The following is a 13,294-nucleotide window of genomic DNA, read 5'->3' as shown; positions in this document are numbered from 1 at the left end:
CGGCTTGGACTGCAGGGCAAGCCCTGCAGCGACGAAGTCGGAGAGGTGCATCTATTCGGCGGCCACCAGCTTCTCCCGATGCGCCTTGCGTTCCCGGGCGAGCGAGGTCAGGTCGAAATCGTCGAGGATGGTATAGAACGCCGGAACCACGAAGACGATCATGAGTGTCGTGCCGATCAGTCCGAAGGAGATCGAAGTCACCAGCGGGATCAATACCTGTGCCTGAGGGCTTGTTTCGAACAGCAGCGGCAGCAGGCCGACGATTGTGGTCACCGACGTCAGCAGGATCGCACGGAACCTGGCCTTGGCACCCAGTGGAGCGATCTCTGCAACGCTTTCCAGCGATGGGTCATGCTCGTCCTTGATGAACTGGACCAGCAGGATGGAATCGTTGACCACGATCCCGGCTAGCGAAATGAAGCCCAGCATGCTTGGCATCGCAAAGTCGATGCCCATCAGGAAGTGCCCCCAGACCGCGCCAATCAACGCCATGGGGATGAGCGTCATCACCACGACCGGTTCGCTGTAGCTGCGGAACTGGAAACTCAGCAGGATGAACACGAAGATCAGGCCGGTGCCGAGGGCCTTGACCATGGACGCCTGCGTCTTGGCGCCTTCCGCATTCTGCCCCTCGGTCGAAGTGCTCAATCCGGGGTATTTTTCCAGGAGTTGCGGCAGGTATCTCGTTTCCGTGTCCTTGACAACTTCGTTGGCATTGGCAACACCGAGAAGAACGTCGCCGGTGACCGTCACGGTCGGTACCCGGTCAATACGATTGATCCGCGTGAAGCTGCGGTCGGATCGGATGTCGGCGACGGAGCCGAGCGGCACCCGGTGACCAGAAGGGGTCTCCACGGTGAAGAGTTCGAAATCGCCAAGGCTGTTGCGGTCGCTGCCGGCAAGGCGGACATCGACCTCGAAGCTTTCCGAACCGACTTGCACCTCATCGGCGGTAATGCCGTTGTAGGCCCCTCTCAGCTGGTCGGCGATCGCCTTGGCATCAAGGCCGACCGCCCCGGCTCCGTCCTTGAGAGACAGGGCCAGTTCCGGTTTTCCGAGGCTGAGATCGTCGGAAATGTTGTAGACGCCGTCATAGCCCTTGAGCCAGGCCTGAAGCTCTTCAGAAGCCTGGTCGAGCAATTGCAGGTCATTGTGGGCCAGGCGCAATTCGATGGCGCGTCCCGCCGGACCGATGCTGGATTCGGTGAGAATGATGCTCCGGACGTCGAGCGTTTCAGGCAGTTCCTGGCGCCAGACTTTCAGGATCTCCTGGTTGCCTGCGTCACGAAGGGGCCCGTCCAGCAAATCAATGTCGATGGTCGCCAGATGTGCTCCGCTGGTGCCGGCATCGCTGTTTTCGTTGAACCGCACCAGTATGTTCTTGAGGAGGGATGTTCCATCCGGATTGCGCGGCGACAGCGACGCATCCGTGCGTTCCAGCGCACTGATTGCCTCTGTCACGACCTTGCGTGTGTCGGCGAGCGTCGCACTTGCCGGCAGTTCGATCCGCGCTTCGATCTGGTCGCCTTCCACGTTCGGAAACGCCTGGAATTTCACGACGCCGCCGGCCAGCAGCGAGACCGAAGCCAGGAAAAGCATGAAGCAGGCACCGATGACGAAATAGCGGTTCCGCACAGACCAAGTGGCACAAGGACCGATCACATGCTCCCGCGCCCACCCGACACCGCTTTCCGCCTTGCGGGTTACCCAGTTCGGGGTGTCGCGCGTAGCGCCATGGGACAGGTGGTTGGGCAGGATCAGAAAGGCTTCGACCAGCGACACGGCCAGAACCAGCAACATGACCATCGGGATCACGCGCAACAGGTCGCCAAGGTCGCCCTCGATAAAGGCAAGTGCACCGAAAATGGCGGTGGTCGTGACAAACGAAGACAGCACACCCGGGGCGACCTGCCGCGTTCCCTGCACGGCGGCCTCCAGCGGACCGAGCCCTTTCTGGCGCCGTGTCGCGATGTTTTCTGAAATCACGATGGCGTCGTCCATCATGATGCCGACCACGATCAGCATGGCCACCATCGACAGCATGTTGATCGTCAGCCCCAGAATGGACATTGCGGCGAGCGCGCCCAGAAAGGATACCGGCAGGCCCATGCCGATCCAGAATGCCTCCCGCCCGCCGAAGAAGATCCACATGGCCGCAACGACAAGCGCCAGCCCCTGGAGAGAATTGTTGACCAGCATCCACAGGCGATCCTTCAGGATGATCGAGCCGTCGTTGATGATGGTCAGGGTGATGCCTGGGGCAGTACGGGCCTGTTCCTCGTCGACGAATTCCTGCACCCGCTCCACCACCTTGATCAGGTCGTCACTGCGGGTCATGGAAATGTCGAGAACAGCGGCCAACCTGCCGTTCAGCCGGGTTTCGACCTCTTCGTCCTCGAAGAGATCACTGATCGTGGCAATGTCGCCCAGCTTGATCTGGCCGCCTTGCGGGGAAGAGGCGACAATCACCGACGCATAGGCATCCGCCGCAAGGCGCTCGTCGGCGAAACGCAGCAGGATCGAGCCGCCTACAGTCGTGATCTCTCCGGAGGGAGCGCTGATATTCTGCCTGGTGAGGGCATTTGCGATTTCCGAGAGGGTTAGCCCAACTTCACGCGCGGCGGCGTCGCGCACCTCGATGCGGAACTGCCGGTCAGAGAAGCCGGAAATCTCGACCTGGGGTATGCCGCCGAACTTCAGCATGCGGTCCTTCACCGCTTCGGCGTAGTTCTTCAGCTGCGGCTTATCGTCAATTCCGGTGATGACGACGGAGGTCGCCTCGCTCAGTCGGCCCGCCTCTTCGATGATCGGGTCTTCAACACCCTCGGGAAAATCATCGATCGCGTTGATCTCGCGGTCGATATCCAGCATCAGCTGGTCGATGTCCTTGCCTTCCATGATCTTGACGGTCGCAAGTGCGAGGTTTTCCCGGGAATCGCATTTGAGTTCGTCGATGTTCTCGATCCCGTCGAGCGCGTCCTCGATGCGCCGGCAAACGGTGCGTTCGACATCGGCTGAGGTTGCTCCGGGATAGGCGACTGTCACGGTAATCCGTTTTATCGGGATCTGCGGAAAGGTTTCCAGCAGAAGACCCGGAAGGTTGAGCAGTCCGAGAATGATGAAACCGGCCATCAACAGATTGGCGGCGGTTGGGTGCTGGGCGAAGTAGCGGATCATGGCTGGTCCTCACCGTTGAAGGCATCCGTGCTCGCCATTCGCTTCAAACCTGCCTTTACGGCTTCGTCTTCGACCGGCTTCAGCAACATGCCTTCGATCACCGGGGACACATCGCTGACGATGACCTTGCTTCCAGCTGGCAGATCCGTTCCCAGAACGACGATATCATCGAAGCGGAAGGCGATTTCGACCGGCACCGTAACCAGTCGGCTGTCGGGCGAGACAGTCATGATCCTGCCACTGTGGACCGCGTTGCGCGGCAACACGATCTGATCGGCCACGGGCGGTGCGGACAGCTCAACCTCGGTAAACATGCCTTTGACCAATGGCGGCTTTATACCCGGCCGGATGGTGTCATAGGGCTTGTCCACGCTTACGATCAGTCCGATGGAGCGGGTGTCCGGATCCACCGTGTCGCTGACCCGCTTGACGTGCGCATCCCAGACGGCGGTCTCTCCGACGGATCCGACCCTTACCTTGGCCTTCAGCCGGTCAAGCGAATGCCGTGCCCGGATGACACCTTCTTCCGTTTCCAATTGTCCGGGAAAGGCCAAATTGGCAAATCCGGCCATGTTGCCAGGGCTGATCTGAACGTCGATGTCGGCTGCGTCGATGCCGTCAAGTTCACCGATGGAGCTGCCGGCACCGACATACTGGTCGATCTCTACATTGACCTTCGAAACCCTGGCATCGAAGGGAACACGGATCGTGGTGCGGGCAAGGTTCAGCTTCGCGGTTTCCAGACGAACCTCGTTCTTGGCCTTTACCTGCTCCAGTGCCTTGCGCTTCACCGGGTTGAGCGCAATCTCGTTCTCAAGGTCCTGAACCCGCGACTTTTGCTGAAGCACCGTGCCTTCCTGGTTTTCGACCAGCTGATCGGACGCGACCTTGCGCTCCTGAAGCGTTTTCAGCCGGGCCAGCTCACGCTGTTCCAGGTCGAGGACCGATTTGGCAATCGCCAGGGATTGTTTCTGTGTATCCAGGGTAACGGCCAGCTCTTCAATATCCACCTCGGCACTGGCGATATCGCTCTGCGCCTCGGCAATCTCCAGCTCGTAGTCTTCCGGTGCCAGTGTCACCAGAATCTTGCCTTCCGGGATGAATTCACCGCGTTTGAAATCCGGATTGATGTAGGTGACCCGGCCGGACACCTGCGCGATGGCATCAAGTGTATGGGCCGGATCAACCGTGCCGTACCCGGTTACGCGCGGCACGAAGTCCTGAGGCTCGACCGTGACGACACGCACGAGCGTCGTCGTTTCCCCGATGTCGGTGCGCTTGGGTGCTTCGCGCCCGCTCACCGCATAAACCAGCACTGCCGCACCGGCGATCACGGGGGGAAGGATCAGGGCTTTTCGCAACAGCGACACGGCGGCTCTCCTGGCAAAGTTCGCTCGGCGGGCTGCAGACCTCCGCCGACCACAATTCTTTTAATGCAAGTCCGAACTTGCAAATAGTGATGATCCAATTTTATTGCAAGCGATTGCTTGCATTTGCATCCTGTTTGGCATTAGGTGCGACGGAATGTCTTCCGGAAAATTGAGGGCGCGCCCGGCGCGTTTGGCGGCCAAGTGCCTAGAAATGTAGATGTTTCAGAAATCTATTCCGCAACAGTCGCACTGTTTTGCGAGCGCGGGTTCAGCGGAACCACGACCAAGGAAATAGCGGACAGGGCAGGGGTGAACGAAGTCACGCTGTTTCGCCGTTTCGGGTCGAAGGCAGGTTTGATCGAGGCCGCCATCGGCGACACGCTATCCGACGTCTCGTTCGGCAAGATGTTGCCGGGGGAAGACGTAAAGGCCGATCTTCTGGAAATCGTGCGCAATTATCTGGAGACCTATCGCAAGCACAGCGGGCTTGCCCTGACCCTGTTTGCGCAGGTGCCCCAGCATCCCGAACTGCGAGCGGTGACACCTTTTCTGCTGAAAAACCTGCAGGGCGTTGCCCGCGCACTGGCAAAGCATCAGAGCAGCGGGCGGCTCAAGCCGGGCGATCCGGTCAGCTTCGCCGTTGCGCTCATCGCGCCGCTGGCCGTCATGGGCTTCATGAAGGAGATGGGCCTGGGGACAGGCCACGAAGGCCTGGACGTGGAAAATTACGTCCAGACCTATTTGCAGGGGCATGGCCCCGATACGGGACGTTAAATGAGCCCGCTAGCAATACTGCGCGCGCTTACCACCAAAGACGCGGCAGGGCAGCACGTGCGCGCAGGCCTTCTTCGGCCAGACGGCGGCGGATCAGATGTTCGTCCGGCGCGTCGCTCGGGCCGAAGTCGGAGGCATGGATGCCAGCGGTGATGAACAGAACGTCGAGATCCTGAGACACCGCACCGCGGATATCGGTCGGCAGACCGTCGCCGATGGCCAGGACGTCTTCCTTGGCGACGTCTTCGCCCGCCAGCGTCGCGAGGCGCTTCATTGCCGCATCGTAGATGGGGGCATGCGGTTTGCCGAGAATGGCCACTTCGCCGCCGAGATCTTCATAAAGACGGGCAAGGGCGCCGGCGCACCAGATCAGGCGCTCGCCGCGCTCCACCACGATGTCGGGGTTGGCGCAGATCATCGGCAGGCCGCGTTCGGCCAGCTTCTGCAGCCGGTCGCGGTAATCGTCGGGCGTTTCGACCTCGTCGTCTTCCAGCCCGGTGCAGCTGATGCCTTCCGCTTCCTCGTCATTGGTGGTGAAAGTGGCTTCGAGGCCGTGATACAGCGGCTGGTCCCGGTGCGGACCGATGTGCAGGAGCGTCTTTTTGCCCTGAGCCACAAGGACCTCGCGGGTCACGTCGCCGGAGGTGACGATGTCGTCGTAGGTTCCCTCCGGCACACCAAGAGCGGCCAGCATTTCGCCAACCTGCTTTGCAGGGCGCGGGGCATTGGTGATGAGGACCACCTTGCCACCGGCTTCCTCGCGAAAGGCCTTGAGGGCTTTGTGCGCGCCTTCAAAAGCCGATACACCGTTGTGCAGCACGCCCCACACGTCACACAGGATGCCCTTGTAGGACGGGGCGAGGGTGCGGAGCCCCTCAACAAGAAGCGGTGCAGAAACTGTCATGGCGGGTCACTCGGATCTGGGTAGGTCTGATAAGCTTTGCTGAAGAATCGACGCAAACTCGGCGCGGACCATATAGGAACATGGCGCGGTGCGAAACCGAGTAGAGGGAGTTTCATGAAGGTCAGGCAACTTGGCGAACAGGTGATCAACCAGATTGCGGCCGGCGAGGTCATCGAAAGACCCGCCAGCGTGATCAAGGAGTTGGTGGAAAACGCCGTCGACGCCGGGGCAAAACAGGTCGAGATCGTTACCGCCGCCGGTGGCAAGACGCTCATGCGCGTTGCCGACGACGGCGAGGGCATGCGCCAGGAGGATCTGCAACTGGCAATCCGCCGGCACTGCACCTCCAAGATTTCCGACGACGACCTGTTCGACATCCGCACGCTCGGGTTTCGCGGTGAAGCGCTGCCGTCCATCGGCTCCGTCGCCCGGCTGGCGATCCAGACCCGTCACAAGGACGAGGACCACGCCTGGGCCATCGCCGTCGAGGGCGGCAGGGAGCAGCCGCTTGTGCCCGCAGCCCGTACAAAAGGCACCCAGGTTGAAGTGCGTGACCTTTTCTTCGCGACACCTGCCCGGCTGAAATTCCTGAAATCGGATCGTGCGGAAGCGGCCGCCATCACCGAAATCGTAAAGCGGATCGCGCTCGCCTATCCGGAGATCGGCTTTTCCCTCGGCGGCGCCGACCGGCAGTCCCAGAGCTGGCCAGCAGCACGCGGCAGTGAACCGCATCTTGCTCGGATCGCGCAGATTCTCGGCCAGGATTTTGTCGACAACGCCATGGAAATTGACGCTGCCCGGGAAGGCGTGCGTCTCACCGGTTTTGCAGGCTTGCCGACACACCACCGTGGCAATGCGCAGAACCAGTTCTTCTTCGTCAACGGCCGCCCGGTGAAGGACAAGCTGTTGCTATCCGGGTTGCGCGGAGCCTATGCCGATGTGCTGGCCCGTGACCGGCATCCGGTTGTGGTTCTGTTCATCGATCTCGACCCGACACTGGTCGATGTCAACGTGCACCCGGCCAAGGCCGATGTGCGCTTCCGGGACAGCCAGCTTGTGCGTGGGCTTCTGGTGGGTGCCATCAAGCATGCACTGGTTCAGTCCGGACACCGGTCATCGACCTCGAACGCGGCCGTTGCCCTGGACGCCATCAGGGCACAGTCGGCGGGGTTCTCTCAACCGGGTCACACACCGTCTTCTCCAACAGGTTCCGGGGGATATGGCGGTGGTTCCTACACCCGCACGTCTGCTGCGCCCCATTGGGCGCCGGAAGCGTTTCGCCCGCTCCAGATGGAGGAAGCGCACGCAACAGGCTTTGCCGAAGCAGCACAGCCGGCCTTCGAACGGCAGAACGGTTTTGCCGACTTTGCCAGACCGTCGGCGGATGCCCGCGCGAATGACGTCCCGGTTGAAACCGAAAAGACCCGCCTTCCGCTGGGGGCCGCCCGTGCGCAGGTGCACGAAACCTATATCATCGCCCAGACCGAGGACGGTGTCGTCATCGTTGACCAGCACGCTGCCCACGAGCGCCTTGTCTACGAACGTCTGAAGGAAGCGCTGGCCAAGAAGGATGTCGCCCGCCAGATGCTGCTCATCCCCGAGATCGTCGAGTTGCCGGAAGAAGATGCAATCCGGCTGGCTGATCGCGCGGAGGATCTCGAAAAAGTCGGCCTGTCCCTGGAAGCCTTCGGCCCGGGTGCCATCGCCGTCAGGGAGACCCCCGCTATCCTCGGCGACATGGATATCCAGGGCATGGTCCGGAACCTGGCCGACGAGCTTGCCGAATGGGACACTGCCGAAGGTCTCAAGGAAAAGCTGGACCATGTTGCCGCCACGATGGCCTGCCACGGTTCGGTGCGTGCAGGCAGGCGCATGCGTCCCGAGGAAATGGATGCGCTCTTGCGCGACATGGAAGCCACGCCGCTTTCCGGACAGTGCAATCACGGCCGGCCAACCTGGGTGGAGCTGAAACTCGGCGATATCGAGAAGCTGTTCGGCCGCAAATAACCCGGCAATCTGATCGACCTCCCGATGCGGATCGTAGACGTCGGAGCAATGGGAGACAGTCAGATGACACAAACCGGCTCCGGCAGCGCGGAACAGGCATTGAACAAGACCGGCAGACCTGGGCGCACGCTTTGGAAGGCCGTCTCGCGTGTGGCTGTCATTGCCGGCATCGCCTACGCCATGGCGGCCGGTTACATGTATTTCAACCAGCGCAGCTTCATCTTCGTTCCAACCGGAGAGTTGAGTACGCCGGATGAAAAGGGGCTCTCAGGTGTCACCGTTGAAACAGCGGCGATGGCTGACGGTACAAAGGTGACCGTCTGGCACGTGCCACCTGCTGCTGAAGGCGCTCCCACGGTACTCTATTTTCACGGCAATTCAGCCAATGTCTCCTCCCGCTGGAAGCGGTTCAAGCAGATCCTGGACAGCGGTTTCGGTCTCTATGCGCCCAGCTACCGGGGATATGCCGGAAGTGAGGGGAGCCCGTCGGAAGAGGCGTTGATTTCGGACGGCCTTGAACATTTCGACCGGATGGCAGCTTCGGGCACGCCGGTCATCGTCCATGGAGAAAGTCTTGGCTCGGGTGTTGCTGCCGCAGTGGCGGCAGAGCGTTCGCAAACGGACCTTGTGGTGCTGGAAGCGCCCTATACCGCGCTGATCGACATGGCCTGGGACAGGTATCCCTGGTTGCCGGTGGGCCTCATGATGAGCGACCCGATGGCGACACGGGATCGCGTCGGCAAGATTGCCGCGCCGGTCCTGATCGTGCACGGGACGGAAGACCGGGTCATCCCGGTGGAACACGGCAGGCGACTTTATGAATTTGCGAGAGACCCCAGGCAGCTTGTGATCGTCGAAGGTGGCGGTCACAGCAATCTGTGGTCAAACGGGATGTGGGACTTCGTTCTCGCCGCCTGGGTGAAATGGCACGAAGGCTCTTGAACCATCTGCCGTGTTACGTCTGAAACAGAAAACCCTGGGCGACGTGCCCGGGGTTTTCCTTTGCCGGGGTTACGGCATCAGAATGTGCGCTGCAGGCGGAAGGTCCCGTAGAGCTCGTAGGTGTCGTTCAGGCCGGAGGAGTGGCTGTAGTCGACATCACGATACTGGAATTCCGGGCCCATCAGGAAGCCGGAGACCGGTTCCCAGACCACGTTTGCGGTCGCGTCCCACTGGGTGAAGTTATAGGCGCTGGTGCCGCCATCGACATCATGGTAGCCGCCTTCGACATTCACCTGAACGGTGTCGGTTACGCCGAGCGTCACGCCGCCGAAGATGTTCAGCGTCTTGGTGGTCTCGGTGCTGCTGCCATTCCAGACCGCATCGGTGATGCGGCTGTTCCAGCCCGTGGACCCGTATCCGCTTGCGCCATCGGTATAGACGGCCTGCAGGGAGACCGCACCGCCCTTGGCAAAGCCACCGAAGTTCACGGTTACACCGGCACCAGCTGCCCAGCCGAGTTCGTCTTCCGTCCGGCCTGCAAGACCGTTGTAGGCAGCGCTCGGATAGACCTGGTGCAGGGCACCCATTATCTGGGCCTGGCCCCAGCCCTGGTTGACGCCCAGTGCCGCGACGAAGTCCGGAGCGCGGGTGCCGCCAAAGCTCTGGTTGGTGCCGTTGAACGCGATATTCTCTTCGCGGCCCGAACGGTCTTCCAGCGCGACAGTCGCATTGAAGCCGTTGCCGAAGGCCATCGTATAGGCGACCTGATTCAGCTTGCGATCGGAATAGCTTTCGATCTGCGCGTTGAAGGCATATCCGGTGAAGAAGTCGAAGTTCGAACCGTTGTGACCGGCCAGCAGGCCGCCCCACTGGATATAGGCCTTGTCCAGCGTGGTCGAAGTCGAGGCGTTGGTCAGCGTGATGTAGGATTCGATAAAGGCACGCAGTGTTCCGAATTCGGTCGCGGTACGCGCATCGAGGTAGAGATACCCGCGCGAACGCCACTGGTAACCATCGGTGTCCCGGTCGCCCCAGGCGTTTTCGGCCTCGCCGAAGTTGCGGACGCGGAATTCGGTCCGGACACGGCCGCCTACGCGCAGGCAGGTTTCGGTGCCGGGAATGTAATAGAAGCGCGCGCCGTAGGCGTCACAGATCCGGACATAGTCGACAGGTTCCGGAGCCATTGGCAGGTCGGCCGAAAGCGCCGGACTTGCGGCCGCGAAGAAACCGGCAATTGCCCCGAGAACAACATTACGAGTCATTTGATACTCCGATGAAGTGCGGAAATACCCCCACGCACATTATGCCGTTCGTAGATGTCAGTTTCAGCCTCTCGGAGAGGTGAAATCAGCAGATATGAGCGATTGGTTGATGTTGTTGCTTTTGAGCAACGGGCAATCCGGTCAATTTAACTTGAAAACCGTTTAGCGCTTTGCCTGAAAGAACGATCTGAGCAACCCCGCCGCGCGTGTCGCGCCTATGCCGGAATAGACATCCGGTGCGTGATGACACGTCGGCTGGCAGAAAAAGCGGGTGCCATGATCGACCGCGCCGCCCTTTTCATCTCCCGCGCCATAGTAAAGCCGGCGAACCCGCGCGAAGGAGATCGCTCCCGCACACATGGGGCACGGTTCGAGCGTCACGTAGAGATCGCAGTCCGGAAGGCGTTGCGAAGCTGCCCGTTCGCATGCGGAGCGGATCACGAGAATTTCTGCGTGAGCTGTCGGATCGCTGAGCTCCAGCGTCCGGTTCCCGTCTCGAGCGATCACTTCACCATCGCGAACGAGCACCGCACCGACCGGCACTTCACCGCGTGCCGCCGCTTTCTCGGCCTCTTCGAGCGCGAGATCCATGAACGATGTCTGATTGGCGGAAGTGGTAAGCATCGAGCAGGGTGAGTCGGAGCGTAAGTGTAGGGTTCAGCCTCGATTTGCGAGGCTGTCGGCTTTGTTCTGTTTACCCGTTATTATGCCGGTCGTCAGCCCCGGACAGGGGCTTAGCGGAGGCGTCAGGCCGCTGCCATGCATCCGGAGCACGGCGCCTCTGCGGTTTATGCAGAAAACAAGCGATTCCCGAAAGGCTCAAGCTCTGCTATGACGCGCGCATGACGACAAGAAAATTCTCTTCCGAGCGCCCGGGTCCCGCAAAAGGCCGGGGACGCGATAAACGTGCACCGGAAAAGCGCCGGTCCGCACCGAACGACAAATCGAAAGCCGGCCCCAAAAAGGGCGACTTCGAAAAACGGGCGCCGAGACCGGCGACTGCACCGCTGGCAGACGAAGCCAATGATCGTGGCGAACGCATTGCCAAGGTCATGGCGCGCGTCGGCCTGTGTTCTCGCCGAGAGGCGGAAGTGTGGATCGAAAACGGCAGGGTTGAGCTCAACGGCAAGCTGTTGACCACGCCTGCGGTAACAGTGACAGCAGACGACAAGGTGCTGGTGGACGGGGAACCGTTGCCGATGCGCGAGCGCACCCGGCTCTGGCTCTACCACAAGCCACGGGGTCTGGTGACGACCAACAAGGATCCGGAAGGCCGTCCGACGGTGTTCCAGCGCTTGCCCGATGATCTCCCGCGCGTCCTGACCGTGGGCCGGCTCGACATCAACACTGAAGGCTTGCTGCTCCTGACCAATGATGGCGGCCTGGCGCGCGTTCTGGAATTGCCGGCCACCGGCTGGTTGCGCCGCTACCGCGTGCGCGCCTTCGGCAAGGTGACCCAAGCGGATCTCGACACATTGAAGGACGGTATCGCGATCGATGGCGTGCTCTACGGCGCGATTGAGGCGACGCTCGACAAGGAGCAGGGCAACAACGTCTGGATGACGGTCGGCCTGCGCGAAGGCAAGAACCGTGAGGTCAAGCGGGTTCTGGAACATCTCGGCCTTGCCGTGAACCGCCTGATCCGCCTGTCCTACGGCCCGTTCCAGCTGATGGATCTGCCGGAAGGCGACGTTCGTGAAATCCGGGGCCGCGTTTTGCGTGACCAGTTGGGCGATACGCTGGCCGAGGAAGCCGGTGCGGATTTTGACGCTCCGATCTTTCATGCCCCCAAGCCGGAAGCGGAAAAGAAGTCCGCAGGCGCCAAGCGTGGCGGTGGCCGGGAAGGTGGCGGCCGGGAAAGTAGCGGCAGGGATGGCGGCAAGCGTGAAGCCAGCCAGGGTCGCTGGATGACCGCGCGCGAAGGCCGTAGTGAGACCGATCGCAAGCGCGCAGCCAAGACTGAACGCAACGAAAAGCGTGAAGATCGCAAGAAGGCATCCGGCCAGGGGCCGCGCAAGAATGCCGGGCCGCGCCAGGAAAAAGTAAAAGTCTCGCCGCGCTCCCGTTTCCGCCTGACGTCCGAACCGAAACCGCGCAAGGATTTCGGTGAAGAGCGTTTCACACCGCCGCCGCGCCGCATCTGGGGCGAGGAAGGCGTTGTCGAAGACAAGCAGCAGGAACGCCGCTCCAGCCGTGACAAGGACGACCGGCGCGGGCCTCCGAAAGGTGGACGTCCGCCGCGTCGCGGGGATCGTTCGTGAGAATAGTCGCCGGGCGTTTCAAGGGTGCGGCTCTGGCCGCGCCGAAATCGCACGACACACGGCCGACCAGCGACCGATTGCGTGAAACCATTTTCAACATCCTGGCTCATGGCCTGGATGTTGATCTTGAAGATGCAAGGGTCCTGGATCTTTTTGCCGGCACGGGCGCGCTGGGCTTCGAGGCGATCAGCCGGGGCGCCCGCCATTGCACTTTCATCGAAGAAGGGACGGAAGCGCGCGGCATCATTCGCCGGAACATGGAGGCCCTGGGCCTCAATGGCGCTGCCAAGATCTTCCGGCGCGATGCCACCCGCCTTGGCAGTGCAGGCACCATCGAGCCTTTCGATCTGGTGTTTGCCGACCCTCCCTATGACAAGAAGCTGGGTGAAAAGGCCCTTGCTTCGGCAGCGGGCGGAGACTGGCTGAAACAGGGCGCCTTGTGCGTGCTTGAAGAGAGATCTTCAGCTCACATCGATGTTCCCGCAGGCTTCGAGGAGCTCGACCGCCGCCAGGCAGGCGATAGCCAGGTCGTGTTCCTGCGATATGGTGGCTGAAGTCTCTTTCGGCACGCCATCAACCCTCTCGTCTCGCTATGGG

General features: G+C 61.3%; 10 protein-coding genes. 5 read left to right on the top strand and 5 right to left on the bottom strand.

The window, feature by feature from the left end; all coding sequences use genetic code 11:
• Nucleotides 1–51 precede the first annotated feature (51 nt).
• Nucleotides 52–3,177, bottom strand: a complete 3,126-nt coding sequence (locus tag ACYQ6M_RS19615) for an efflux RND transporter permease subunit (protein WP_460075109.1) — start codon at nt 3,175–3,177, stop codon at nt 52–54.
• Nucleotides 3,174–4,547 carry an efflux RND transporter periplasmic adaptor subunit gene (locus ACYQ6M_RS19610; protein WP_055657781.1) on the bottom strand — a complete coding sequence of 458 codons (1,374 nt, stop codon included), beginning with the start codon at nt 4,545–4,547 and terminating at the stop codon, nt 3,174–3,176. The genes ACYQ6M_RS19615 and ACYQ6M_RS19610 overlap by 4 nt, the downstream gene beginning before the upstream one ends.
• A gap of 201 nt (nt 4,548–4,748) precedes the next feature.
• On the opposite strand from ACYQ6M_RS19610, the gene ACYQ6M_RS19605 reads away from it, so the two are divergent.
• Complete coding sequence (locus ACYQ6M_RS19605; protein WP_055657784.1) at nt 4,749–5,321, top strand: TetR/AcrR family transcriptional regulator; 573 nt, start codon at nt 4,749–4,751, stop codon at nt 5,319–5,321.
• Nucleotides 5,322–5,349: 28 nt separating this feature from the next.
• On the opposite strand, the gene ACYQ6M_RS19600 is transcribed toward ACYQ6M_RS19605, so the two are convergent.
• Nucleotides 5,350–6,225, bottom strand: a complete 876-nt coding sequence (locus ACYQ6M_RS19600) for a TIGR01459 family HAD-type hydrolase (protein WP_055657786.1) — start codon at nt 6,223–6,225, stop codon at nt 5,350–5,352.
• Nucleotides 6,226–6,339: 114 nt separating this feature from the next.
• On the opposite strand from ACYQ6M_RS19600, the gene mutL reads away from it, so the two are divergent.
• Both mutL and ACYQ6M_RS19590 read left to right on the top strand, forming a co-directional pair.
• Nucleotides 6,340–8,232 carry a DNA mismatch repair endonuclease MutL gene (gene mutL, locus ACYQ6M_RS19595; protein WP_055657788.1) on the top strand — a complete coding sequence of 631 codons (1,893 nt, stop codon included), beginning with the start codon at nt 6,340–6,342 and terminating at the stop codon, nt 8,230–8,232.
• Between the two features lie 63 nt (nt 8,233–8,295).
• Nucleotides 8,296–9,174, top strand: coding sequence for an alpha/beta hydrolase (locus tag ACYQ6M_RS19590; RefSeq protein ID WP_460075106.1), 879 nt, complete (start codon nt 8,296–8,298; stop codon nt 9,172–9,174).
• Nucleotides 9,175–9,251: 77 nt separating this feature from the next.
• Here ACYQ6M_RS19590 and ACYQ6M_RS19585 read toward each other — a convergent pair whose 3' ends face one another.
• Together ACYQ6M_RS19585 and ACYQ6M_RS19580 are read right to left on the bottom strand one after the other, a co-directional pair.
• Nucleotides 9,252–10,436 carry a porin gene (locus ACYQ6M_RS19585; protein WP_460075104.1) on the bottom strand — a complete coding sequence of 395 codons (1,185 nt, stop codon included), beginning with the start codon at nt 10,434–10,436 and terminating at the stop codon, nt 9,252–9,254.
• Between the two features lie 162 nt (nt 10,437–10,598).
• Nucleotides 10,599–11,060: a nucleoside deaminase gene (locus ACYQ6M_RS19580; RefSeq protein ID WP_267480523.1), complete on the bottom strand. Its 462-nt coding sequence runs from the start codon at nt 11,058–11,060 to the stop codon at nt 10,599–10,601.
• A 218-nt stretch (nt 11,061–11,278) separates the two neighbouring features.
• Here ACYQ6M_RS19580 and ACYQ6M_RS19575 point away from each other — a divergent pair, with 218 nt between their 5' ends.
• Nucleotides 11,279–12,697, top strand: coding sequence for a pseudouridine synthase (locus ACYQ6M_RS19575; RefSeq protein WP_208997775.1), 1,419 nt, complete (start codon nt 11,279–11,281; stop codon nt 12,695–12,697).
• Nucleotides 12,694–13,251: a 16S rRNA (guanine(966)-N(2))-methyltransferase RsmD gene (gene rsmD, locus ACYQ6M_RS19570; RefSeq protein ID WP_168686218.1), complete on the top strand. Its 558-nt coding sequence runs from the start codon at nt 12,694–12,696 to the stop codon at nt 13,249–13,251. The genes ACYQ6M_RS19575 and rsmD overlap by 4 nt, the downstream gene beginning before the upstream one ends.
• Nucleotides 13,252–13,294 lie beyond the last annotated feature (43 nt).

The organism is Roseibium sp. ROS1 (assembly GCF_054658215.1).
The sequence above is the reverse complement of the archived record's forward strand: the minus strand, read 5'-3'. Positions and strand labels throughout refer to the sequence as shown.

Bases quoted from the DNA above. Each gene is read 5' to 3' on its own strand.
- ACYQ6M_RS19615 (WP_460075109.1), bottom strand. From the start codon at position 3,177: ATGATCCGCTACTTCGCCCAGCACCCAACCGCCGCCAATCTGTTGATG.
- ACYQ6M_RS19600 (WP_055657786.1), bottom strand. From the start codon at position 6,225: ATGACAGTTTCTGCACCGCTTCTTGTTGAGGGGCTCCGCACCCTCGCC.
- mutL (WP_055657788.1), top strand. From the start codon at position 6,340: ATGAAGGTCAGGCAACTTGGCGAACAGGTGATCAACCAGATTGCGGCC.
- ACYQ6M_RS19590 (WP_460075106.1), top strand. From the start codon at position 8,296: ATGACACAAACCGGCTCCGGCAGCGCGGAACAGGCATTGAACAAGACC.
- ACYQ6M_RS19585 (WP_460075104.1), bottom strand. From the start codon at position 10,436: ATGACTCGTAATGTTGTTCTCGGGGCAATTGCCGGTTTCTTCGCGGCC.
- ACYQ6M_RS19580 (WP_267480523.1), bottom strand. From the start codon at position 11,060: ATGCTTACCACTTCCGCCAATCAGACATCGTTCATGGATCTCGCGCTC.
- ACYQ6M_RS19575 (WP_208997775.1), top strand. From the start codon at position 11,279: ATGACGACAAGAAAATTCTCTTCCGAGCGCCCGGGTCCCGCAAAAGGC.